The sequence below is a fragment of the Pseudoduganella guangdongensis genome (genome assembly GCF_009857475.1).
GTDB lineage: Bacteria > Pseudomonadota > Gammaproteobacteria > Burkholderiales > Burkholderiaceae_D > Rugamonas > Rugamonas guangdongensis.
This window is the reverse complement of record NZ_WWCJ01000020.1, coordinates 1-23,110: the sequence shown is the minus strand read 5'-3', so window position 1 is coordinate 23,110 and position 23,110 is coordinate 1. Positions and strand designations below refer to the sequence as shown.

Annotated in this window: 19 protein-coding genes and 1 tRNA gene; 5 read left to right on the top strand and 15 right to left on the bottom strand. The window is 61.4% G+C overall.

Annotated elements, in window-relative coordinates; all coding sequences use genetic code 11:
- The first annotated feature begins 25 nt into the window (after nt 1–25).
- Nucleotides 26–769 (top strand): hypothetical protein, encoded by a 744-nt coding sequence (locus GTP41_RS21745; protein WP_161027685.1) that lies wholly within the window; start codon nt 26–28, stop codon nt 767–769.
- Nucleotide 770: 1 nt separating this feature from the next.
- On the opposite strand, the gene GTP41_RS21740 is transcribed toward GTP41_RS21745, so the two are convergent.
- Nucleotides 771–1,214, bottom strand: a complete 444-nt coding sequence (locus tag GTP41_RS21740; protein WP_161027684.1) for an acyl-CoA thioesterase — start codon at nt 1,212–1,214, stop codon at nt 771–773.
- A 144-nt stretch (nt 1,215–1,358) separates the two neighbouring features.
- On the opposite strand from GTP41_RS21740, the gene GTP41_RS21735 reads away from it, so the two are divergent.
- A complete protein-coding gene (locus tag GTP41_RS21735) occupies nt 1,359–2,780 on the top strand; it encodes a sensor histidine kinase (RefSeq protein ID WP_161027683.1) in 1,422 nt (473 codons plus the stop codon).
- Here the strand turns inward: GTP41_RS21735 and GTP41_RS21730 are convergent.
- On the bottom strand, nt 2,724–3,035 hold the full coding sequence (locus GTP41_RS21730) for an Mpo1-like protein (protein WP_161027682.1): 312 nt from the start codon (nt 3,033–3,035) through the stop codon (nt 2,724–2,726). The genes GTP41_RS21735 and GTP41_RS21730 overlap by 57 nt on opposite strands.
- The gene (locus GTP41_RS21725) at nt 3,004–3,639 is read right to left on the bottom strand and encodes a winged helix-turn-helix domain-containing protein (RefSeq protein WP_161027681.1); all 636 of its coding nucleotides are present in this window, start codon (nt 3,637–3,639) and stop codon (nt 3,004–3,006) included. The genes GTP41_RS21730 and GTP41_RS21725 overlap by 32 nt, the downstream gene beginning before the upstream one ends.
- 142 nt (nt 3,640–3,781) lie before the next feature.
- On the opposite strand from GTP41_RS21725, the gene GTP41_RS21720 reads away from it, so the two are divergent.
- Both GTP41_RS21720 and GTP41_RS21715 read left to right on the top strand, forming a co-directional pair.
- Complete coding sequence (locus tag GTP41_RS21720) at nt 3,782–6,553, top strand: M16 family metallopeptidase (RefSeq protein WP_161027680.1); 2,772 nt, start codon at nt 3,782–3,784, stop codon at nt 6,551–6,553.
- A 27-nt stretch (nt 6,554–6,580) separates the two neighbouring features.
- Nucleotides 6,581–6,952 (top strand): MmcQ/YjbR family DNA-binding protein, encoded by a 372-nt coding sequence (locus tag GTP41_RS21715; RefSeq protein WP_161027679.1) that lies wholly within the window; start codon nt 6,581–6,583, stop codon nt 6,950–6,952.
- Nucleotides 6,953–6,959: 7 nt separating this feature from the next.
- Here GTP41_RS21715 and GTP41_RS21710 read toward each other — a convergent pair whose 3' ends face one another.
- Nucleotides 6,960–8,564 (bottom strand): M64 family metallopeptidase, encoded by a 1,605-nt coding sequence (locus tag GTP41_RS21710; protein WP_161027678.1) that lies wholly within the window; start codon nt 8,562–8,564, stop codon nt 6,960–6,962.
- 97 nt (nt 8,565–8,661) lie between these two features.
- The gene (locus GTP41_RS21705; RefSeq protein ID WP_161027677.1) at nt 8,662–9,555 is read right to left on the bottom strand and encodes a helix-turn-helix domain-containing protein; all 894 of its coding nucleotides are present in this window, start codon (nt 9,553–9,555) and stop codon (nt 8,662–8,664) included.
- A gap of 193 nt (nt 9,556–9,748) precedes the next feature.
- On the opposite strand from GTP41_RS21705, the gene GTP41_RS21700 reads away from it, so the two are divergent.
- Entirely contained in the window at nt 9,749–10,609 is an 861-nt protein-coding gene (locus GTP41_RS21700; RefSeq protein ID WP_161027676.1) for an endonuclease/exonuclease/phosphatase family protein, read from the top strand.
- A gap of 94 nt (nt 10,610–10,703) precedes the next feature.
- Here GTP41_RS21700 and rpoC read toward each other — a convergent pair whose 3' ends face one another.
- The 10 genes from rpoC to GTP41_RS21650 form a co-directional block, all read right to left on the bottom strand.
- Nucleotides 10,704–14,927, bottom strand: coding sequence for a DNA-directed RNA polymerase subunit beta' (gene rpoC, locus GTP41_RS21695; protein ID WP_161027675.1), 4,224 nt, complete (start codon nt 14,925–14,927; stop codon nt 10,704–10,706).
- A 136-nt stretch (nt 14,928–15,063) separates the two neighbouring features.
- Nucleotides 15,064–19,173 (bottom strand): DNA-directed RNA polymerase subunit beta, encoded by a 4,110-nt coding sequence (gene rpoB / locus GTP41_RS21690; RefSeq protein WP_161027674.1) that lies wholly within the window; start codon nt 19,171–19,173, stop codon nt 15,064–15,066.
- A gap of 190 nt (nt 19,174–19,363) precedes the next feature.
- Complete coding sequence (gene rplL, locus GTP41_RS21685) at nt 19,364–19,738, bottom strand: 50S ribosomal protein L7/L12 (protein WP_161027673.1); 375 nt, start codon at nt 19,736–19,738, stop codon at nt 19,364–19,366.
- 64 nt (nt 19,739–19,802) lie between these two features.
- A complete protein-coding gene (gene rplJ / locus GTP41_RS21680) occupies nt 19,803–20,300 on the bottom strand; it encodes a 50S ribosomal protein L10 (protein WP_161027672.1) in 498 nt (165 codons plus the stop codon).
- Between the two features lie 243 nt (nt 20,301–20,543).
- Entirely contained in the window at nt 20,544–21,233 is a 690-nt protein-coding gene (rplA, locus tag GTP41_RS21675; protein WP_161027671.1) for a 50S ribosomal protein L1, read from the bottom strand.
- 2 nt (nt 21,234–21,235) lie between these two features.
- On the bottom strand, nt 21,236–21,667 hold the full coding sequence (gene rplK / locus GTP41_RS21670; RefSeq protein WP_090436078.1) for a 50S ribosomal protein L11: 432 nt from the start codon (nt 21,665–21,667) through the stop codon (nt 21,236–21,238).
- Between the two features lie 89 nt (nt 21,668–21,756).
- Nucleotides 21,757–22,356: a transcription termination/antitermination protein NusG gene (gene nusG, locus GTP41_RS21665; RefSeq protein WP_161027670.1), complete on the bottom strand. Its 600-nt coding sequence runs from the start codon at nt 22,354–22,356 to the stop codon at nt 21,757–21,759.
- The gene (gene secE / locus GTP41_RS21660; protein WP_161027669.1) at nt 22,356–22,739 is read right to left on the bottom strand and encodes a preprotein translocase subunit SecE; all 384 of its coding nucleotides are present in this window, start codon (nt 22,737–22,739) and stop codon (nt 22,356–22,358) included. The genes nusG and secE overlap by 1 nt, the downstream gene beginning before the upstream one ends.
- A 36-nt stretch (nt 22,740–22,775) precedes the next feature.
- A tRNA-Trp gene (locus GTP41_RS21655) sits at nt 22,776–22,851 on the bottom strand.
- Between the two features lie 80 nt (nt 22,852–22,931).
- Nucleotides 22,932–23,110: EF-Tu C-terminal domain-related protein (locus GTP41_RS21650; RefSeq protein WP_161027668.1), on the bottom strand; the 179-nt coding region annotated here is incomplete at its 5' end.

Here is a 23,110-nt window from a genome sequence, read left to right as displayed (position 1 = left end):
GCGGCCTGCACTACAATGGCGCCTCATGAATCGTCGAACCTTGCTGATAGTCGCCGCCCTCCTGTTCGCAGGCGCCGCGCGCGCGGAACAGGAACAGGAAATGCCCGTGGTGCAGGTGGTGGCGCCGGCCGACGCCGAGTGGCACAGCTACCGCCATGCCTACAAGGCGGCCAGCTTCTTTGCGCCCTATGTCGCCAAGCGGCCCCTGATCCAGGCGCACATGCAAATCCGTCCGCTCGATCCGGACACGCCGATGGACGGCCTGCGCCTGCAGCTGCAGGGCGAAAGCACCAATATGGAAATTGCGGTCGACGCCCTGGGCCGCGCCACCCTGCCCATGCTGAAACAGGCCTTTGACGAAGACGCCGTGCTGCGCCTGAACCGGCGCAAGGGCCACTACCAGTTCAGCGGCCGCTACTCGATCCGCATGCGGGACGACGGCGTGTACCCGCTCGCCATGCTGCGCGAAGCCTGCGAGCAGCTGATTTCCGCCCAGCGCGCCTCTGGCTACCGCCTGCGCCTGTTGGGCAAGGACTGCAAGGGCATCAAATTCATTTACGCTCCGGGCGACACAGCGGCGGCGGTGGAGCTGCGCCGCGACGACGGCACGACCCAGCGTATCGCCGCCCAGCCCGGCCTGCCGTTCGAAAACCGCAGCATGGGCTTGTACCAGGTGGCCACGGTGCGCCTGGACGACTGGCCGGCGCAAGCGCAGCTGCGGGTGGTGCCGCTGCCTGGCCTGCTGGGCATCGGCACGGTCTACGAATAAGCTACCTTTTCAGTGCATAGCGCTTGATGCGCTTGAGCACGATCTCGGGCAGCGGCGCGATCTGCTTGGCGTGGTTGGCGAACACGATCTGCTGCCGCCCCACCGACACCGGGTGACCTTCCGCATAAAAGCGGAATTCGAGCCAGAACGAGCAGCGCCGCACGTCGTAGGTATTCACCTCGCACGATACTTCCTGGAAGGGGAAGGTCTCCTGCAGGTAGTCGTTTTGGGCGTGCTTGGTGATGAACACCCCTTCCGCCTGCAGCATGTCACGCGAGATGCACTCGTAAAACCACTTCTCCCGGCAAATGCCCTGCCACTCGAAATAGCGCGCAAAGTAGGTATTGCCATAGGCGTTCGAGTCTTTCAGGAAGATGGACAGCTTGTGGTGGAAAGTCATCTCAGCGGCGGCAGAGGCATCGGAGGCGGGGGCGTACATATACATGAATCATTTCTCCTAAAAAGTAAGCGGCTTGTGCCAGCCACTACTTTTTACGATTGGCGCGCAGCACTCTTGATATTCCTCAATACTTGTCCATTTTTTACCAATAAGCTAATAAGAAATCGCAACCATCGCTGAGGATAATCAATGTACTCGCTCATACCGGCAGTGGTCTCCGCCCTGTTTATCGGGTATGGCCTGTACGTCCTGCGCTCGCGCGGCCCCAGCCGGGTCGGCCTGAGCTTCTTCGCCGTATGCGCCACGACTTTTTTCTGGCAAGCCAGCTGGTCGCTGCTGTTCATGACACACGACGATGCCACCGCCCTGGCCCTGGCGCGCCTGGGCTACCTGCCCATCTTGTTCCTGCCGACCACGCTCTACCACTTCATCATCGAACTCACCGGCAGCCAGGACGACCGCCCCGGCCTGTACCTGAGCTACGGCCTGGCCTGCCTGCTGGGCCTGCTACTCCCCACCACCGAAGCCGTGCTGTCGGGCTTGCAGCACTACTTCTACGGCAGCTATCCCAAGGCCGGCTGGCTGCATCCCCTGCACCTGGTGCAAACCGTGCTGGTCATCGGGCGCGCCGTCTGGCTGCTGTACCGCCGCCAGCAGCGCGCCGTCTCCACCGAGCGCACACGGCTGCGCTATGTGCTGGTCAGCATCCTGATTTACTTCGGCGCCGCCAGCGACTACCTGTGCAACTACGGTGTGGAAATGTACCCGCCCGGCGTGGCCTTCATCCTCGCCTCGCTGGGCCTGATCGCCCAGGCCATGGTGCGCCACAACCTGCTGGCCGACCCCATGGCGGCCGCCGCCACCATCGCGCACGAAATGCGCACGCCGCTGGCCAGCATCCGCAGCCAGACGCGCATGCTGTCGCGCTGCCTGCCCGAGCTGATCGCCGGCTACCGCCCCGAGCACAAGGGCGCCCTCGGCGCGCGCCAGCTGCAGCACCTGGGCGACATCGCGCGCAGCATCGATGCCGAAGTCTCGCGCTCAAACTTTATCGTGGACATGCTGCTGGCCTCGGCGCGCGACGGCGTCATGCAGCGCGAAACCTTTGCCGTGCACTCGGTGGCGGTGTGCGTGGACGAGGCGATGGCCTGCTATCCTTTTACCGGCGCGGAGCGGGCCCAGGTACGCGTGACGATCAGCAATGAATACAGCTTCTACGGCTCGGACGTGCTGCTGATGTTCGTGCTCTACAACCTGCTGAAAAATGCGCTGCAAGCGCTGCAGCTCAACGGGCGCGGCACGGTGGACGTGGAATGCTATTCGCGCGGCATGCAGAACTGGCTGGTGGTCACCGACACCGGCCACGGCATCGAGCCCGACGTGCTGCCCCACGTGTTTGAACCGTTCTACACCACGCGCCGCAACGGCTGCGGCACCGGCATGGGCCTGGCGTTCTGCAAGCGTGTGGTGAGCGCCTTTGGCGGCGAGATTGCCTGCGAATCGGAACCGGGGCGCTACACCCGCATTCTGATCAGCCTGCCGCGCACCACCGCCTCACCACGCGATCCGGCCCGTAAGCATATCGCGGAACATTACCCAGTCGCCCAGTAGGCTGAAAAAGGGGTATTTGAAGGTGGCGGGACGGTTATGCTCAAAGAAGAAGTGACCGACCCAGGCGAAGCCGTAGCCGACCACAGGCAGCAGCCACAGCAGCTTGAGTTCCCCGGTGATCATCACCACCGCCACTAGCAGCAGCACGATGCTGGAGCCGACGAAATGCAGGCGGCGGCAGGTGCTGTTGGCATGCTCCTGCAGGTAGAACGGGTAGAACTCCTTAAAAGTCCGGAAGCGCGTCTCCATGGTCATCCTCCGCGTGGATATCTTTAATGATGTTATCGAGGTCGGTATCGTCGCCCAGCACAAACACTTTGCGGTCCTCCAGCATCTTGACGATGAAGGGCTGCTGCTCGCGCAAGCGGCGCTGGAAGTCATCCACTGAATACAGGTTGGGATTAATTTTGCGGCGCAGGATGCGCTCGGCCACCGGCAGCCGGTTCAGCAGCTCGCCATAGGTGGTGTTCTCGCCGATCAGCAACAACTCGACCGCGCCGGTCGAATCTTCCGCTTCCTTGACCGTGGTGCCATAGACGAACGCCACACTGAGCTGGCGGCGCATGGGCGCCAGGGCGGAATTCAGCACGCTGACCAGGCCAAAGGTCTTTTTGACCAGGCTGGCCAGCTCGGCGTAAACCAGATTGTCTTTGTTAGGGCGGAACTGGCGTACATTACCAATGCGTTCGGAGACGATCAGTCCCGATTCATGCAGGCGTTTGAGCTCGCGCTGGGCCGAAGCGCTGCCCAGCCCCGTGAGGCGCATGATTTCATTGAGGTGGAACCCCTCATTCACGCGCACAAACAATAAACCCAGCAGCTTTTGCTGGGCAGGGGTAAACAAGGCGGAAGCGATCATATGCCAAATATTAGCATGATCTGCCGTGACTGAGTGACAAGCCAGATATCAGCATAAGCCAAGTCCGACTACTAGCCAATTGGAAAAAAAGCATGCATGCTTATGCGTGAAGCCCTTACCCATCCAAACGCATAGGACCTCCATGAGCACTATCCTCCGCCTTGCGGTTGCCGCCGCATTGGCCGGCGCCGTCGCTGCGCCAGCGTACAGCGCCCCTGCTGCCAAGCCGGCCGCCAGCGCCGCCGCCTTCGACCTCAAACCCTACACCATCCCCTACAAGAAGTTCACCCTGCAAAACGGCCTGACGCTGATCGTGCATACCGACCACAGCGTGCCCGTGGTCGGCGTGAACATGTGGTACCACGTCGGCTCGCGCAACGAGAAGCGCGGCAAGACCGGCTTTGCCCACATGTTCGAGCACTTCTTCTTCAACGGCTCGGAGAACTACCCGCACGGCTTCCGCGAAGCGATGGACGACCTGGGCGCCACCAACCGCAACGGCACCACCAACTACGACCGCACCAACTTCTTTGAAGACGTGCCGGTGTCGGCGCTGGAGCGCACGCTGTACCTGGAAGCGGACCGCATGGGCTTCCTCGGCAACTACATCAACAAGGAAATGCTGGAACGCGAACGCGGCGTGGTCTCCAACGAAAAGCGCCAGGGCGAAAACCAGCCGTACGGCCGCGTGTACAGCGAGATCGTACAGCGCATGTACCCTTACTCGCACCCGTATTCCTGGCCGGTGATCGGCTACATGGAAGACCTGCAGGCCGCCTCGCTGGAGGATGTGAAGGAGTGGTACCGCACCTACTACGGCCCGAACAACGCGGTCATTTCGCTGTCCGGCGACATCACGCCCGAGCGTGCGCTGGAGCTGGTGAAGAAGTACTTTGACGGCATCGCCCCCGGCCCGGCCCTGACCCGCACCGACGCCTGGATTCCCACCCTGGACCGCAATATCCGCGACACCATGGAAGACCAGGTGCCACAAGTGCGCATCTACCGCGCCTACCACATGCCGGGCTGGGGCACGCCCGACGCGCAGCGCCTGCAGCTGTTTGCCGACGTGCTGGCCGGCTCCAAGAGCGCGCGCCTGAACAAGCGCCTGATGTACGACAAGGGCCTGGCCACCGCCGTGGGCGCCGGCGCCCGCCCGTCCGAGATCGCCGGCATCTTCCAGGTCACCGTCACCCTTAAGCCAGGCGCCGACCCGGCCGAAGTGGAACGCGAGATCGACGCCGTGATGAAGGAGCTGCTGGACAAAGGCCCGACCGCCGCCGAACTGGCGCGCGTGAAGACCGCCAGCTTCGCCGAATTCTCGCGCGAGATTGAACGCCTGGGGGGCTTCGGCGGCCGCAACGACGTGCTGGCGCAAGCCATGACCTACGGCGGCTCGCCCGACGCCTACCTGGCCAACCTCAAGCTGATGGCCGACGCCACCCCGGCCGAGGTGAAAGCCAGCGCCGACAAATGGCTGCGCGCCAACCACTACACGATGACCGTCACGCCGGCCGCCAAGCTGGCCGCCGGCAAGACCAGCATCGACCGCAAGGTGCTGCCGGCACTGGGCGAAGCGCCGCAAGTCGGCTTCCCCGAGATGCAGCGCGCCACCCTGTCCAACGGCCTGAAAGTTATTTTGATGGAGCGCCACGGCGCACCGATCGTCAACGTCACCCTGGCAGTGGACGCCGGCAGCGCCACCGACAGCGGCGCCAAGTCCGGCCTGGCCTCGCTCACGCTCGACCTGCTGGACAAAGGCAGCAAAACGCGCGACGCCTTCCAACTGTCGGACGCGCTGGAATCACAAGGCGCACGCCTGCTGACCGCCACCACCGCCGATATGTCGCTGGTGCGCCTGGGCTCCACCACGCTCAACCTGCAAGCCTCGCTTGAGCTGATGGCCGATGCCGCCCTGAATCCAGCCTTCCCGGAAGACCAGTTCAAGCTGCAAAAGCAACGCCGCCTGGCGCAGATTGGCCAGGAAAAAGCCAATCCCCTGGCACTGGCCCAGCGCATGGCCGCCTTCGCCGCCTACGGCAACGACAGCGCCTACGGCCGTCCCGCCAGCGGCAGCGAGAAATCGGTGGAAGGCCTGACCCGCGGCGACCTGGCCAAATGGCACGCCGACTGGTTCAAGCCCGGCAACGCCACCCTGGTGGTGGCTGGCGACACCACGCTGGAGAAGCTGAAGCCGATGCTCGAAGCGGCCTTCGGCAAATGGCGCGGCGACGCAGCACCGAAGAAGGAAGTGGCAGCAGGCAGCAGCCTGTCCAACAAACGCATCTACCTGATCGACAAGCCCGAAGCGCCGCAATCGGTGATCGTCGCCACCCACCTGTCGCAGGCCCAGGGCCAGGCCGAAGACCTGGCGATGGAACCGGTGATGCAGAACTTCGGCGGCATGGCCACCTCGCGCCTGAACCGCAACCTGCGCCTGGACAAGCACTGGAGCTACGGCGTGCAAGGCCTGCTGACGAATGTCCGCGGCCAGCGCGCGTTCATGATCCAAGCCCCGGTACAGACCAACAAAACCAAGGAGTCCATGCTGGAACTGGCGAAAGAGATCAAGGACATCGCCGGCGCCCGCCCGATCGCCGGCGAAGAATACAAGAGCATCATGCGCAACATGACCTCGCGCCTGGCCGGCCGCTTCGAGACCCTGGCCTCATTGGAAAACGCCGCCCTGCAGACGATCAACCTCCAGCTGCCGGCCGACCACTGGTCCCGATACGCCGGCAACATGCGCGCGTTGAGCGAGCAGCAGCTGGGCGCCGCCGCGCCGAAATACATCAAGCCCGACGAGGTGGTATGGCTGGTGGTGGGCGACGTGAAGAAGATCGAGCCCGCGCTCCGCGAGCTCAACTGGGGCGAAATCATCCGCCTCGACAACGACGGCAAACCCCTCAACTAATTGTCCGTTTTGGGGTCAGGAAGAAAAGTGGACATTTCTCAGCTTCAAGCCCACTGCGCCGGCCTGCCCGGCGCGGATAGCCTGCTGCACCCGCCGCCGGTCAACGTACTCAGCTACAAGATCGGCGGCAAGACCTTTGCCTACTTCAAGACCAGCGAGCCCGAGCAGTGGCGCTTCAGCTTCCGCGCCACGCCCGACCGCTTCCTCGAGCTCACCGGCATGCCCGGTGTGAAACCGGCCCGCTATATGGGCCGCTTCCACTGGGTCACCATCGTCGATGTCAGCCGCTTCCAGGAAGACTACCTGGTCGAGCTGGTGCAATGGTCCTACGACAAGGCGCTGGCCAGCCTGCCGAAGGCGCACCAGCGCGCACTGCGCCCCGCCGCCGCCCAGGGTTGATACGCGCTCAGGGCTTGGGAAATGCGTAGGTCAGCGAATAGCTGCCCGCGCCAGAGTAGGACTTCACCTGCGCGTAATAGTAGCCGGCCGTGCCGTTGTAGCTGATCGACTCGCTGGAGGTGGTGTCTTCGCTGGCGGCGACCTTGGTCCAGGCGTTGTTGCTCCATTTGTACAGGTAGAGGTCGAAGTCGGTCCCGGCCGCTCCGCTCAGTTTCAGGCTGAAGGTGCCGGCGCCGGCCAACACATAGCCCGGCGATGCGCTCGGAGCGTAGGCGCTGCCGCCGTTCGCCAGCGTGCCAGTCTGGGTTACGCCGCCGCTGCCGGTGCCGGTGTACTTGGCAAAGACTTTCTGCACCGCGCCTTCGTTCACCGCGTGCCATGGATAGCCCAAAGTGCGCATGCGCGAGTTTTCTGTCGGCCGGTATTTGCCCGTCGCGCAATACTGGCCGCCCTGGAAGGCGCCCACCGTGCCGTTCGGATAGGCGCCAAGGCCGGTCGGCACCGCCGTGCTGCCGGAAATCAGGCCGCCCCATTTGACGCTACGCGTACCGTTCAGCGACACATTCACCTCGCTCGGTTCGCCGCTCGTGCTGCAGCTGCCGTATTCATACTCGTCCGCCAGCGCAAAGGCGGTATGGCCGATTTCGTGCAGCGCCACTTCGATCGATTGCGCGTGCATCGACAGCGTCGCCACCGCGCCGCCCGAGCCGCCGTAGCGCGTCGAGTTGGCGATGACGATGATGACATCGTGCGCATCCGGCGCCAGGACCGAGGCGGCGATATTGGCGGCCTTGGTGTTGTTCACGCACAGCAGGCGCTCGATGTTGTAGCAGGCGAACTCGCCGTCCATCGCGGTATCGCGATAAATGCCTTTGTCGATTTCATCCACCCCGGACTGGTTGCTCGCCACATCCACGCGATGCACGTTCATCGATGCGCGGTTGGCGTTGAACAGCGGGTCGGCCAGGAAGCCGTTGATCACTTTCTGCGCATCCGCGCGCCATTTATCCATCTCAGCCGCCGTGTAGCCGTCGCCGATGAACACATAGTCCATGCGCGTGCCCGCGCTGCCGCTATTGAGGATGGTGGTGGCCGTGGCAGCCGGTGCGGCGGCAAGTTTCGCCGACCGCGCATTGCCGACCGCCTGCTCCAGCGCAGCGCGCCCGAAGCGCGCCAGCGCAGCAGGCGCAGCCGCCGACTTTGCGTTCGCCCCGCCGGCCGGCTTGGGCAGCACTTCCACGCTCGCCGTGGCCTGGTCATAGGGCAGCGACACCTCGAAGCTGCCTTCGCGCTGCTGCACGGTGGTCGACTGCTCGATCGCGCCGGTGCGCGGGTTGAAGGTCTCCACATGGCGCCGCAAGCCGTTGTTGATGCTTACCTCATGCAGCACCCTGCCCTGCGCGTCCTTCGCCACAACCAGCCACTGGTCGCCCGCCGCGCCCTGGCGCACGTTCGGCGTCAGCGCGAATTTGCCCACCTCCGCGTGCAGGGGTTTGAATTCCGCGCCGCTGCGGCCCTCGCTGAAACCGATGCGCAGCGAGATGTTGTCCGCCTGCGCCACGCCCGCCGCCAGCAACGCCAGCAGCGCCGCGGAATATCGTATGAATGCCATGTCAGTCTCTCCATTCTTGTTTTAGGGTCTGGAGATTCTGTGGCCGCCGGCCATGCGCACGCTTGCACAAACGCGCGCAAATTGCACAAACCTGCTTTTAACAATTGTTACTGTGGTGCGCGCGCCATGCGGCCGGCGAGCGGCCGTATTCCGCAGTGAAAGCGCGCGTGAAATGGCTGGCACTGTGGAAGCCGAATTCGTCGGCGATGTCGCCGATGCGCGCAGTCCCGCCCGCCAGCGCCTTGCATGCCTGCTCCAGACGCTGGGTCAGCACGTAGCGGTGCGGCGGGGAGCCGACCGCGCGGTGGAACTCGCGCGAAAAATGCGCCGCGCTCATGCCGCACAGCGCCGCCAGTTCCGCATTTGCCAGCGGCGTGTCCAGGTGCTGCGCGATATGCCGCAGCACGCGGCGCAAGCGCGCCCCGCCCAGGGTGCTGGACGCCGCCGCGCACGGCTGCGAATAATGCTCCAGCAGGTAGCACGCCAGCGCGATCACGAGATGGTCGCACAGCTCGCCCGCCAGCGGCCCGGCCAGCGCCTGCGCGTCGAGCATCTTGCGCACCAGCTCGCACACCATGCGATCGGACGTGAAGGCGCTGGCCGCCAGGGTGGCCGCCGCGTCCTCGCCGCGCTGCAAGGCCAGCCGGTCCACCAGCGGCACCGGCAGGAACAGGTTCACGATATCGCAGCCGCTCAACTGGCTCCAGCGCCCCTGCTCGCCCGGCGGGCAAAGGCGGAAGCGGTTGGCCCCGATGGTGCCGCCCCACACCGGCGTATCGCCGTGCCAGATGCGCGCATCGAGCGGCTCCATGATGAGGGCCAAGCGATAGGTGCCCGGATGCGGGCTCACCGACATGACCGCCTGCGCCGGCACCTCGCTCGACCAGCGCGCCAACGCCGCCCCCGACGCCGGAAGCGGACCCACGCAAGAGCGCAGCGCCTCCACGCCCGCCCGCCTGAACCACTGCCGCAGCTCGTCTGTGTTCTCCATCGCCCCATCATATGTCCACTTCGGGGTCAGGAAGAAAAGTGGACATTTTTGCGCGGCAAGGGTGCGGGAATGGGCACAGGATTGTGGCGTGGAAGTAACGCCTGGCCGTGTTGATTAGTCGCCCGCGACGAAACTTGCGGCGCTCCTTCGGCCTTTGCGCGAATGCTATCTCGGCTCCCCTATACTCGTGGGCATGATGAGCTTCCGCCACCTTCTGTCGCTGCTCGCGCTCTTGGCGCTGGCGCCCGGCGCCTTTGCGCAGCCAGCTACCACGCTGAATGTCGCCACCTATAACCTGCGCATGAATACCGAGCGCGATGGCGCCAACGCCTGGCCGCACCGCAGGGAGCTGGTCAAGAGCCTGGTGCGCTATCACGACTTCGATGTGTTGGCGACGCAGGAGGGGTTGCCGGACCAGGTGGCGGATATGGCCGCCATGGCGGAGTACGCGCACGTGGGGCGCGGCCGCGACGACGGCAAGCACGCCGGCGAGCACTCGGCCATCTTTTACAAGCGCCAGCGCTTTAAGCTGCTGCGCAACGGCGACTTCTGGCTAAGCCAGACGCCGGACCAGCCTTCGCTCGGGTGGGATGCGACGTGCTGCCACCGCATCGTGTCGTGGGCGCAGTTGCAGGATCGGCAGAGCGGGCGCACGTTCTACTTCTTCTCCGTCCATTTCGACCATGAGGGCCAGGTGGCGCAGCGCGAGTCGGCCAAGCTGATGTTGCGCAAGGTGAGGGAAATCGCCGGCGCGGAACCGGTGATCGTGGCCGGCGATTTTAATTCGGTGCCGGAGACGGAACAGATCGGAACCATGAAGTCGCTGCTGGCCGATGCCTTCGAGATCAGCGCCACGCCGCGCTATGGCCCGGTGGGCACCTTCAACGCCTTCAAGATCGACAGCCCGCTGGACGAGCGCATTGACTACATCTTCGTCAGCCCTCGGGTGAAGGTGCTGAGCTATGCGGCGCTGACTGATTCGCGCCAGGGCCGCTTCCCTTCCGACCATCTGCCAGTGCTAATCAAAGCCCGGATCGCCGCGCCAAACCGCTGACCCTGCACCAAAGGGTCTGACCCCAAGGTTGCCACGGGCTGAACCATAAAAAAAACGCCACCCGAGGGTGGCGTTTTCGTTAGCGGGGTGAAGCTTACGCTTCGTCGCTGTGGTGCGGTTCGTCCGCTGGCAGTTCGGCCACGATGGCGGCGCGTTCGGCTTCCAGCAGCGCTTTGCGCTCTTCGGCTTCCCACACTTCCTTCTCTTTGCGGGCGCGGTGGAACGCGAGACCGGTACCGCCTGGGATCAGGCGGCCGACGATGACGTTTTCCTTCAGGCCGCGCAGTCCGTCGCGCTTGCCCATGATCGCAGCTTCGGTCAGGACACGGGTGGTTTCCTGGAACGATGCGGCCGAGATGAAGGAGTCGGTCGACAGCGATGCTTTGGTGATACCCAGCAGCACGTTTTCGTAGGTTGCCGGGATCTTGTTGGCGGCATTCATACGGTCGTTTTCTTCCAGCAGCTCGGAACGCTCCACCTGCTCGCCGACGATGTAGTCGGTGTCGCCGGCGTTGACGATCTGTACGCGACGCAGCATCTGGCGCACGATCACCTCGATGTGCTTGTCGTTAATCTTCACGCCCTGCAGACGGTACACGTCCTGCACTTCGTCAACGATGTAACGTGCCAGCGCTTCGATACCCAGCAGGCGCAGGATGTCTTGCGGATCGGCTGGGCCGTCCACGATCATCTCGCCCTTGTTCACCACCTGGCCGTCGTGCACCAGCACTTGCTTGTCCTTGGTAATCAGGAACTCGTGCTTGTTGCCGTCCATGTCGGTGATTTCCAGACGCTGCTTGCCCTTGGTTTCTTTACCGAAGGCCACGGTACCGGTAACTTCCGCCAGCATGCCCGCGTCTTTCGGCGAACGTGCTTCGAACAGTTCCGCCACGCGTGGCAGACCGCCGGTAATGTCTCGGGTTTTCTGCGATTCGGTCGGGATACGCGCCAGAACCTCACCCACGGACACTTGCTGGCCGTCTTTCACCATGATCAGCGCGCCGACCTGGAAGCCAATCGCCACTGCGTGTTCGGTACCGGCGATCTTCACTTCAGCGCCGTCTTCGTTCAGCAGTTTCACCTGTGGACGCAGGGCCTTGCCTGGCGAACCACGACGCTTGGCGTCGATCACCACCAGGGTGGCCAGGCCGGTCACTTCGTCGACCTGACGGGCCACGGTCACGCCTTCTTCGATGTTCTCGAAGCGGATGGTGCCACCGTATTCGGTAATGATCGGACGGGTCAGCGGATCCCAGGTTGCCAGTGGAGCGCCGGCCTTGATGGCCATGCCGTCCTTGACGATCAGGGTCGCGCCGTACGGCACCTTGTGACGCTCACGCTCACGGCCGTGGTCGTCGGTAATCAGCACTTCACCGGAACGGGAAATGACGATCTGGGCGCCTTTGCCGTTGGTGACGTAACGCATGGTGGCGGTGAAGCGCACCACGCCGTTCGACTTGGCTTCCACCGACGATGCCACTGCTGCACGCGATGCCGCACCACCGATGTGGAAGGTACGCATGGTCAGCTGGGTACCCGGCTCACCGATCGACTGCGCTGCCACCACACCGACTGCTTCGCCGGAGTTGACCAGCATGCCGCGGCCCAGGTCGCGGCCGTAGCACTTGGCGCACAGGCCGTAGCGGGTGTCGCAGGTCAGCGGGGTGCGGACTTTGACTTCGTCCACGCCCATGCGTTCGATCTCTTCGACCATGTCTTCGTCCAGCAGGGTGCCGGCTTCGTACACGGTTTCCTGGGTTTCAGGATTGACGATGTCGGTGCCTGCCACGCGGCCGAGGATACGGTCGCGCAGGGCTTCGATCACTTCACCGCCTTCGACCATCGCCTTCATCAGGGTGCCGTTGGAAGTGCCGCAATCGTCTTCGATCACCACCAGATCCTGGGTCACGTCGACCAGACGACGGGTCAGGTAACCGGAGTTCGCGGTCTTCAGCGCGGTGTCGGCCAGACCTTTACGAGCGCCGTGGGTCGAGATGAAGTACTGCAGAACGTTCAGGCCTTCGCGGAAGTTCGCGGTAATCGGGGTTTCGATAATCGAGCCGTCAGGTTTTGCCATCAGACCACGCATACCGGCCAGCTGGCGAATCTGTGCGGCGGAACCACGCGCGCCGGAGTCGGCCATCATGTAAATCGCGTTGAACGATTCCTGGGTCGACTTGGTGCCGTCGCGACGGATCACGTCTTCGACTTTCAGCTGGTCCATCATCGCCTTGCCGACTTCATCCGAGGTCTTGCCCCAGATGTCGACGACCTTGTTGTAACGTTCGCCGGCGGTGACCAGACCGGAAGCGTACTGCTGCTCGATCTGTTTCACTTCCGCTTCGGCGGTGGCGATCATGGTCTTCTTGACGTCCGGCACCAGCATATCGTCCACGCAGATGGAGATACCGGCGCGGGTTGCCAGGCGGAAGCCCGACTGCATCAGCTGGTCGGCGAACACCACGGTGGCGCGCAGGCCGCACTTGCGGAAGGACGTGTTGATCAGCTTGGAGATCTCTTTCTTCTTCAGCGGACGGTTCAGGACGCTGAATGGCAGGCCTTTCGGCAGGATCTCGGACAGGATGGCACGGCCAACGGTGGTTTCGTAACGGGTCAGGGTGCGCACGAACTCGCCGGTCGCTGGATCTTTTGGATTCTCAACGATACGGACGGTGATGCGGGTCGCCAGTTCGACTTCCTTGTTGTCGTAAGCACGGATGACTTCGGACACGTCCGGGAACATCATGCCTTCGCCCTTGGCGTTGACCGCTTCGCGGGTCGCGTAGTACAGACCCAGCACGATATCCTGCGAAGGAACGATCGATGGTTCGCCGTTCGATGGGAACAGGATGTTGTTCGACGCCAGCATCAGGGTGCGGGCTTCCATCTGGGCTTCGATCGACAGCGGCACGTGGACTGCCATCTGGTCACCGTCGAAGTCAGCATTGAATGCTGCGCAGACGAGCGGGTGCAGCTGGATCGCTTTGCCTTCGATCAGCACAGGCTCGAAGGCCTGGATACCGAGACGGTGCAGGGTTGGTGCACGGTTCAGCATGATCGGGTGTTCGCGGATCACTTCTTCCAGGATGTCCCACACCACCGGCTCTTGCACTTCGACCAGCTTCTTGGCGGCCTTGATGGTGGTCGCCAGACCCATCAGTTCCAGCTTGTTGAAGATGAATGGCTTGAACAGTTCCAGGGCCATCAGCTTTGGCAGACCGCACTGGTGCAGTTTCAGCTGTGGACCCACCACGATCACGGAACGGCCGGAGTAGTCGACGCGCTTACCCAGCAAGTTCTGACGGAAGCGGCCGCCCTTACCTTTGATCATCTCGGCCAGCGATTTCAGCGGACGCTTGTTGGCGCCGGTCATCGCTTTGCCGCGACGGCCGTTGTCCAGCAGCGAGTCCACTGCTTCTTGCAGCATGCGCTTTTCGTTACGCGTGATGATCTCTGGAGCGCGCAGCTCCATCAGGCGTTTCAGACGGTTGTTACGGTTGATGACGCGGCGGTACAGGTCGTTCAGGTCGGAGGTCGCGAAGCGGCCGCCATCCAGCGGCACCAGTGGACGCAGTTCCGGCGGCAGCACCGGCAGCACTTCCATGATCATCCAGTCCGGCTTGATGCCGGAACGCTGGAACGCTTCCAGCACTTTCAGGCGCTTGGCGTACTTCTTGATCTTCGCTTCGGACTTGGATTCCTTCAGTTCCACGCGCAGGGCTTCGGCATCGCGGTGGATGTCGATCGAGCGCAGCAGTTCACGGATACCTTCCGCGCCCATGTAGGCGGTGAAGTCGTCGCCGTACTCTTCGTACTTGGCGGCGTAGTCGTCTTCCGACATGATCTGGCACTTCTTCAGCGGGGTCATGCCTGGATCGGTCACGACGTATGCTTCGAAGTACAGGACGCGTTCGATATCGCGCAGGGTCATGTCCAGCACCATGCCCAGGCGGGATGGCAGGGATTTCAGGAACCAGATGTGCGCGGTTGGCGACGCCAGTTCGATGTGGCCCATGCGTTCGCGACGCACTTTGGCCAGGGTCACTTCAACGCCGCACTTTTCGCAGATGACGCCGCGGTGCTTCAGGCGCTTGTACTTGCCGCACAGGCATTCGTAGTCCTTGATCGGGCCAAAGATCTTGGCGCAGAACAGGCCGTCGCGCTCAGGCTTGAAGGTGCGGTAGTTGATGGTTTCTGGCTTTTTAACTTCGCCATAGGACCAGGAACGGATTTTCTCGGGAGAGGCCAGACCGATCTTGATCGCGTCGAACGACTCGTTTTGCTGTACTTGCTTGAATAAATCGAGCAGGGCTTTCATGTATCACTCCAGATGGTGACGAATTCTTTACTTTTAACCCCGGTAAACCCGGGTCAGACCCGAGGGTCAGACCCGCTCTACGCGGCGGTCGCGGACCTGGGTCAGGCCCTTGGGCCTGACCCTGACTTGCCGGGTCTTAGTTGCGCTCGAGGTCGATATCGATACCCAGCGAGCGGATCTCTTTCACCAGCACGTTGAACGATTCCGGCATGCCGGCATCGATCACGTGGTCGCCCTTGACGAGGTTTTCGTACACTTTGGTACGGCCGTTCACGTCGTCGGACTTCACGGTCAGCATTTCTTGCAGCACGTAGGAGGCGCCGTACGCTTCCAGTGCCCACACCTCCATCTCACCGAAGCGCTGGCCGCCGAACTGGGCTTTACCGCCCAGAGGCTGCTGCGTCACCAGGGAGTAAGGACCGGTGGAACGGGCGTGCATCTTGTCGTCGACCAAGTGGTGCAGCTTCAGCATGTGCATCACGCCCACGGTGACTTTGCGCTCGAACGCTTCGCCGGTGCGGCCGTCGTACATGGTGACCTGGTTCTTGGACGGGGTCATGCCCAGGTGCTTGGCGATGTCGTCCGGATACGCCAGGTCCAGCATGCGGCGGATCTCTTCTTCATGCGCGCCGTCAAACACCGGAGTCGCGAATGGCACACCCTTCTTCAGGTTGGCGGCCAGCTTCATGATCTCGTCGTCGGACAGGGAAGCGATGTCTTCCTTGGCGCCGGACTCGTTGTACACGGTGGTCAGGTACTTGCGCATCTCTTCGACCTTGATCTGCGCTTGCAGCATTTCGCCGATACGGATGCCCAGGCCCTTGGCGGCCCAACCCAAGTGGGTTTCCAGGATCTGACCCACGTTCATACGGGACGGAACACCCAGCGGGTTCAGCACCACGTCGGCCGGGGTACCGTCCGCCATGTATGGCATGTCTTCCACCGGCACGATACGGGACACAACACCCTTGTTACCGTGGCGGCCCGCCATCTTGTCGCCGGACTGCAGGCGGCGTTTAACGGCCAGGTACACCTTGACCATCTTCTGCACGCCAGGCTGCAGTTCGTCGCCCTGGGTCAGCTTCTTGCGCTTCTCTTCGAAGGCCAGGTCGAACTGGTGGCGCTTCTCGGCGATGGATTCCTTGATGGCTTCCAGGGCCTTGGCCATGTCTTCGTCGGCAGGACGGATGTCGAACCAGTGGAACTTGTCCAGGTCGTCCAGGTAGTCCTTGGTGATCTTGGCACCTTTCGCCAGCTTCTTAGGGCCGCCGTTGACAACTTGGTTGATCAGCATCTTTTCCAGACGCTGGAAGGCATCGCCTTCCACAATACGCATCTGGTCGTTCAGGTCCAGGCGGTAGCGCTTCAGCTCGTCGTCGATGATCTGCTGGGCGCGCTTGTCGCGCGGGATGCCTTCGCGGGTGAACACTTGCACGTCGATGACGGTACCAACCATGCCGGATGGCACGCGCAGCGAGGTGTCTTTCACGTCGGACGCTTTTTCGCCGAAGATCGCGCGCAGCAGCTTCTCTTCCGGGGTCAGCTGGGTTTCGCCTTTCGGGGTCACCTTACCGACCAGCACGTCGCCGGCTTGCACTTCGGCGCCGATGTAGACGATGCCGGATTCGTCCAGGCGAGCCAGTTGGTTCTCCGCCAGGTTCGAAATATCGCGGGTGATTTCTTCCGCGCCCAGCTTGGTGTCACGCGCCACCACGGACAGTTCTTCGATGTGGATCGAGGTGTAACGGTCGTCTTTGACGACGTTTTCCGAGATCAGGATCGAGTCTTCGAAGTTCAGACCATTCCATGGCATGAAGGCCACGGTCATGTTCTGGCCCAGTGCCAGTTCGCCCAGGTCGGTCGATGCGCCGTCGGCGATCACGTCGCCTTTGGCCACACGGTCGCCCACTTTGACGATTGGACGCTGGTTGATGTTGGTGTTCTGGTTGGAACGGGTGTACTTGATCAGGTTGTAGATGTCGACACCGACTTCGCCAGCCTGGGCTTCTTCATCGTTCACGCGGATCACGACGCGGCCGGCGTCGATGTAGTCCACCACGCCGCCGCGCAGGGCCTGCACGGTGGTGCCGGAGTCGACTGCCACGGTGCGTTCGATACCGGTACCGACCAGCGCCTTTTCAGGACGCAGGCAAGGCACGGCCTGACGCTGCATGTTGGCGCCCATCAGTGCACGGTTCGCGTCATCGTGTTCCAGGAATGGAATCAGCGAGGCTGCCACGGACACGATCTGGCCTGGGGCCACGTCCATGTACTGCACGCGCTCTGGCGACACCAGGATGGTTTCGCCCGCTTCACGGGACGATACCAGCTCGTCGACCAGCTTGCCTTCATCGTTCACTTTGGCGTTTGCCTGGGCGATGATGTAGCGGCCTTCTTCGATGGCGGACAGGTAGTCGATCTTGTCGGTGACCTTGGAGCCTTCAACCTTGCGGTATGGGGTTTCCAGGAAGCCGTATTCGTTCAGGCGGGCGTACAGTGCCAGCGAGTTGATCAGACCGATGTTCGGGCCTTCAGGCGTTTCGATCGGGCACACGCGGCCGTAGTGGGTCGGGTGCACGTCACGCACTTCGAAGCCGGCGCGTTCGCGGGTCAGACCACCAGGGCCCAGTGCGGAAACACGGCGCTTGTGGGTGATCTCGGACAGCGGGTTGGTCTGGTCCATGAACTGCGACAGCTGGGACGAACCGAAGAACTCGCGGATGGCAGCCGAAATCGGCTTGGAGTTGATCAGGTCGTGCGGCATCAGGTTGTCGGCTTCCGCCTGGCCCAGACGCTCTTTCACGGCGCGCTCAACGCGCACCAGGCCGGCGCGGAACTGGTTCTCGGCCAGCTCGCCCACGCAACGCACGCGACGGTTACCCAGGTGATCGATATCGTCGACTTCGCCGCGGCCATTGCGCAGTTCCACCAGGATCTTGATCACGGCCAGCACGTCTTCGTTGGACAGGGTCATGGCGCCGGTCAGTTCATCGCGGCTGATGCGGCGGTTGAACTTCATGCGGCCCACGGCCGACAGGTCGTAACGGTCCGGGCTGTAGAACAGGCCGTTGAACAGGGCTTCCACCGACTCTTCGGTTGGCGGTTCGCCAGGACGCATCATGCGGTAGATCGCCACGCGCGCGGCGGTCTGGTCGGCGGTGTCGTCGATCCGCAGGGTTTGCGAGATGTAGCCGCCCTGGTCCAGGTCGTTGGTGTACAGGGTCTGGATGGTGGTGATGTTGGCGTCGCGCAGCTTGCCCAGGGTTTCCTCGGTCAGCTCGTCATTCGCCAGGGCCACCACTTCGCCGGTTTCCTGGTCAACGATGTTCTTGGCCAGGACGCGGCCCAGCAGGTAGTCTTCCGGCACGGAAATGTGCTGGATGCCGGCTGCTTCGATTTCGCGCACGTGCTTGGCGTTGATACGCTTGTCTTTGGTGACAATGGTCTTGCCCGACTTCGGATCGACGATGTCGAAGCGCGCGACTTCGCCGCGCAGGCGTTCGGACACGAACTCCATCTCCGCGCCTTCCGAGCGCAGGTTGAAGTTGTCGAAGACGAAGAAGTTCGCCAGGATTTGTTCCGGGGTCATGCCGATCGCCTTCAGCAGGATCGATACCGGCATCTTACGGCGGCGGTCGACGCGGAAGTACAGGATGTCTTTCGGGTCGAACTCGAAGTCCAGCCAGGAACCGCGGTAAGGGATGATACGTGCCGAGAACAGCAGCTTGCCGGACGAGTGGGTCTTGCCGCGGTCGTGCTCGAAGAACACGCCTGGCGAACGGTGCAGCTGCGAGACGATGACACGCTCGGTACCGTTGATCACGAAGGAGCCGGTGGTGGTCATCAGGGGCAGTTCGCCCATGTAGACTTCCTGCTCTTTCATTTCCTTCACGACTGGCTTGGTTGGCGATTCCTTGTCCAGGATCACCAGGCGCACCTTGGCGCGCAGCGGCGACGCAAAGGTCAGGCCGCGCAGTTGGCATTCCTTGACGTCGAACGCCGGGTCACCCAGGACGTAGGACAGGAATTCGAGGCGGGCAAAGCCATTGTGGGAAACGATTGGGAAGATCGACGTGAAGGCGGACTGCAGGCCTTCGTTCTTGCGGGTGGCAACGGGAGTGTGCTCTTGCAAGAAGTTCTCGTAAGACTCAAGCTGGGTAGCCAGCAAGAACGGAACGTTGTGGACGTTGGCGCGTTTCGCAAAGGACTTGCGAATGCGTTTCTTCTCAGTAAATGAGTAGTGCATGGACACTCCGTGTGAGACAGGAAAAGGTAGAGAATTCAGCGTTGCGGGCGCGCTTCGCAAGACTCAATTCACTATAAAACAACAACTTCTACTTCACAGACGACAAAGGAGCCAAGGGCGGACCCACCCTTTCGGATGAGATCCGCCGCATTGGCTTCCTAAACTAAGGCAGTTACCCGCCTTGGTTCAATTACTTCAGATCGGCCTTGGCGCCAGCTTCTTCCAGCTTCTTCTTGCCAGCTTCAGCGTCAGCTTTCGACAGAGCTTCTTTCACGGTCTTCGGTGCGCCGTCAACCAGGTCTTTGGCTTCTTTCAGGCCCAGACCGGTGATTTCGCGAACAGCCTTAATCACGCCAACTTTGTTAGCGCCGACTTCGGACAGAACCAGGTTGAATTCGGTCTGCTCTTCAGCAGCAGCAGCAGCGCCGCCGCCAGCAGCAGCAGGAGCTGCCATTGCAGCTGCGGACACGCCGAATTTTTCTTCGAATGCCTTGACCAGTTCGTTCAGGTCCATTACGGACATTTCGGACACTGCGTTCAGGATGTCGTCTTTGGAAATTGCCATTTGAAACTCCTAATTTGTTTGTAGTACTACAGAATTGGTATTGACTAAGAAACTAAGCCAGCGATTAAGCGGCTTCGGTTTCTTTTTTGGCTGCCAGGGCAGCCAGGCCACGTGCAAAGCCCGACACCGGAGCCAGCATAACGCCCAACAGCTGCGAAATGAGGACTTCACGGGAAGGAATGCTCGCCAGCGCGGTAACAGCGGCTTGATCCAGCTGCTTACCTGCGTAGTTACCGGCCTTCAGAACCAGTTTGTCGTTGGTTTTAGCGAAGTCAGCGATGACTTTAGCTGCGGCAACGGCATCATCCGAGATCGAGTAGATCAGCGGACCGGTCATGGAATCGGCCAGGGCGGCGAATTGCGTGCCTTCTACTGCACGACGTGCCAGGGTGTTCTTCAGAACACGGATGTACACGCCTTGCGCACGCGCATTAGCACGGAGTTTAGTCAAGTGACCAACCTGGATGCCACGGTATTCGGCCACGACGATAGTTTGCGCAGTTGCTACTTTTGCGGAAACTTCGGCGACAACGGCCTTCTTGTCATTCAGATTGAGACCCACGGTCTTCTCCTTAAATAATGCTCGGCTTTCGCCTCGCATCGGTTCGAACAACGGCGTCCGAGGTTTAGGAGTCTATAGGACTACATAAACTTGTTCGGGATCACCATCTGCGTTGGGAGCCTCTCAGCTATTAACCGGTTGCCTACCTGATGCATCCGGCCCAACGGTCTTTGAAGGTTTGGCGACGGCTTGCGCCGCCGCCAACCCAAAGATCCGCCTGGTCTTCCGACCAGGACTTAATTCTTACAGACCAGCGTGGTCCACGCGTACGCCGGCGCCCATGGTGGACGACAGGGATACTTTGCGCAGGTAAACGCCTTTCGACGATGCTGGCTTAGCCTTGTTCAGTGCGTCGATCAGGGCAACCAGGTTGCTCTTCAGATCTGCGTCAGCGAACGATTTACGGCCGATGGTGGCGTGGATGATACCTGCCTTGTCGGTACGGTACTGAACCTGGCCGGCTTTCGCGTTTTTCACGGCGGTAGCGACGTCAGGGGTAACGGTGCCCACTTTCGGGTTAGGCATCAGGCCACGTGGGCCCAGGATCTGGCCCAGGGTACCAACGATACGCATGGTGTCTGGGGAAGCGATCACGATGTCGAAAGGCATGTCGCCGGCTTTGACGCGCTCAGCCAGGTCTTCCATACCAACAACGTCAGCACCAGCAGCTTTAGCTTGTTCAGCTTTGTCGCCGGTTGCGAACACTGCAACGCGAACGGTCTTACCGGTGCCGGCTGGCAGAACCACGGAACCACGTACCACCTGGTCGGACTTCTTAGGGTCCACGCCCAGTTGAACGGACACGTCGATCGATTCGTTGAACTTGGCAGTTGCCAGTTCTTTGATCAGAGCAACAGCGTTGTCGAAGGCGTACACTTTGGTACGGTCAACTTTAGCCTTGATGGCTTGAGCGCGCTTGGACAGTTTTGCCATGATTAGATGCCCTCTACGGTGATGCCCATCGAACGTGCGGAACCAGCGATGGTACGCACAGCGGCTTCCAGATCGGCAGCGGTCAGGTCCGGGGTCTTCAGTTTAGCGATTTCTTCAGCTTGAGCACGGGTCAGCTTGCCTACCTTGTCGGTATGTGGCTTAGCGGAACCTTTTTGCACGCCGGAGTGCTTCTTGATCAGGAAGGTTGCTGGCGGGGTCTTCATCACGAAGGTGAAGGACTTGTCAGCGAACGCAGTGATCACGACTGGGATTGGCATGCCTGGTTCCATACCTTGGGTCTGCGCGTTGAACGCTTTGCAGAATTCCATGATGTTCAGACCACGCTGGCCCAGTGCTGGACCGATTGGAGGGGATGGGTTTGCCTTACCAGCTGGAACTTGCAGCTTGATAAAGCCAATGATTTTCTTTGCCATTTGGGCACTTCCTATCGTTGGATTGAGTAGTAGCGCCCCGCACGCGGCGGGGCTCCTCTTGTTTGGCTGATTAGACGCTCAGCCAGGCGTTAAACTTTTTCGACCTGGCCGAACTCGAGTTCGACAGGCGTTGCGCGGCCGAAGATGGTGACAGAGACACGCACCTTGGATTTTTCGTAGTTGACTTCTTCCACGTTGCCGTTGAAGTCGGTGAACGGACCATCCTTGATGCGGACTTGCTCGCCCACTTCGTACAGCACTTTGGGACGTGGCTTTTCCACGCCTTCCTGCATTTGCGTCATGATCTTTTCGATCTCGCGCGCAGGAATTGGGGTTGGCTTGTTCGACTTGCCGCCGATGAAGCCGGTCACTTTGCTGGTGTTTTTCACCAGGTGCCAGGTTTCGTCGGTCATTTCCATTTCCACCAGAACATAGCCCGGGAAGAAGCGGCGCTCGGTAACGGACTTCTGACCGTTACGAACCTCAACGACTTCTTCGGTCGGCACCAGGATCTGGCCGAACTGGTCTTGCATGCCGGCACGCTCAACGCGCTCGGTCAGGGCGCGCTGGACGCTCTTTTCCATGCCGGAGTAGGCGTGCACGACGTACCAGCGCTTGTTGCTGACTGGGGTCGACACTGCCTGCGCAGGCTCTTCCTTGCCCGGCTCGTCTTGTACAATTTCGCTCATTATTTCTTCCAACCCAGGATGAGGTCGTACAACACAAATTCGAGGATCTTATCCGTGCCCCACAGGAAGATCGCCATCACCACCACGAACGCGAAAACGATCAGGGTAATCTGGGTGGCTTCCTTGCGGGTCGGCCATACGACCTTCTTGGTCTCGCGAACGGCTTCTTTCGCGAAGTTCAGGAAATCACGACCTGCTGCAGAGGTGTACGCGATGCCGGCGGAAATAAGCAAACCAACCACAAGCGCAGCTGCCCGCACCAGGGTTGGTTTACCGGTCAGGACGAAGAATCCGACCACGCCTGCAATCAACGCCACAACTGCCAACACGACTTTGAACTTATCGTTCGTCGTGCTAACGGTTTGCACGGATTGATTAGACATTTAACTTTTACTTTCGGTGCCCTGCACCAGATTCGGTGGCAGGGGCGGAGGGCATCGAACCCCCAACCTTCGGTTTTGGAGACCGACGCTCTGCCAATTGAGCTACGCCCCTACGTAAAACTTAACAGTGAATCCGTAATTCTAGCACCCCTCGTCGAGGAGCGCTAGTCTTGGCTGGATTCTTTCGACTTATTAGCCGATGATTTTGGCAACCACGCCGGCGCCAACGGTACGGCCACCTTCGCGGATTGCGAAACGCAGGCCTTCTTCCATAGCGATCGGGGAGATCAGCTTCACGGTGATGGAGACGTTGTCGCCTGGCATAACCATTTCTTTGTCCGCTGGCAGCTCGATGGAGCCGGTCACGTCGG

Coding starts and splice junctions, on each gene's coding strand:
- GTP41_RS21745 (WP_161027685.1), top strand. CDS start 26: ATGAATCGTCGAACCTTGCTGATAGTCGCCGCCCTCCTGTTCGCAGGC.
- GTP41_RS21740 (WP_161027684.1), bottom strand. CDS start 1,214: ATGTATATGTACGCCCCCGCCTCCGATGCCTCTGCCGCCGCTGAGATG.
- GTP41_RS21735 (WP_161027683.1), top strand. CDS start 1,359: ATGTACTCGCTCATACCGGCAGTGGTCTCCGCCCTGTTTATCGGGTAT.
- GTP41_RS21730 (WP_161027682.1), bottom strand. CDS start 3,035: ATGACCATGGAGACGCGCTTCCGGACTTTTAAGGAGTTCTACCCGTTC.
- GTP41_RS21725 (WP_161027681.1), bottom strand. CDS start 3,639: ATGATCGCTTCCGCCTTGTTTACCCCTGCCCAGCAAAAGCTGCTGGGT.
- GTP41_RS21720 (WP_161027680.1), top strand. CDS start 3,782: ATGAGCACTATCCTCCGCCTTGCGGTTGCCGCCGCATTGGCCGGCGCC.
- GTP41_RS21710 (WP_161027678.1), bottom strand. CDS start 8,564: ATGGCATTCATACGATATTCCGCGGCGCTGCTGGCGTTGCTGGCGGCG.
- GTP41_RS21705 (WP_161027677.1), bottom strand. CDS start 9,555: ATGGAGAACACAGACGAGCTGCGGCAGTGGTTCAGGCGGGCGGGCGTG.
- GTP41_RS21700 (WP_161027676.1), top strand. CDS start 9,749: ATGATGAGCTTCCGCCACCTTCTGTCGCTGCTCGCGCTCTTGGCGCTG.
- rpoC (WP_161027675.1), bottom strand. CDS start 14,927: ATGAAAGCCCTGCTCGATTTATTCAAGCAAGTACAGCAAAACGAGTCG.
- rpoB (WP_161027674.1), bottom strand. CDS start 19,173: ATGCACTACTCATTTACTGAGAAGAAACGCATTCGCAAGTCCTTTGCG.
- rplL (WP_161027673.1), bottom strand. CDS start 19,738: ATGGCAATTTCCAAAGACGACATCCTGAACGCAGTGTCCGAAATGTCC.
- rplA (WP_161027671.1), bottom strand. CDS start 21,233: ATGGCAAAACTGTCCAAGCGCGCTCAAGCCATCAAGGCTAAAGTTGAC.
- rplK (WP_090436078.1), bottom strand. CDS start 21,667: ATGGCAAAGAAAATCATTGGCTTTATCAAGCTGCAAGTTCCAGCTGGT.
- nusG (WP_161027670.1), bottom strand. CDS start 22,356: ATGAGCGAAATTGTACAAGACGAGCCGGGCAAGGAAGAGCCTGCGCAG.
- secE (WP_161027669.1), bottom strand. CDS start 22,739: ATGTCTAATCAATCCGTGCAAACCGTTAGCACGACGAACGATAAGTTC.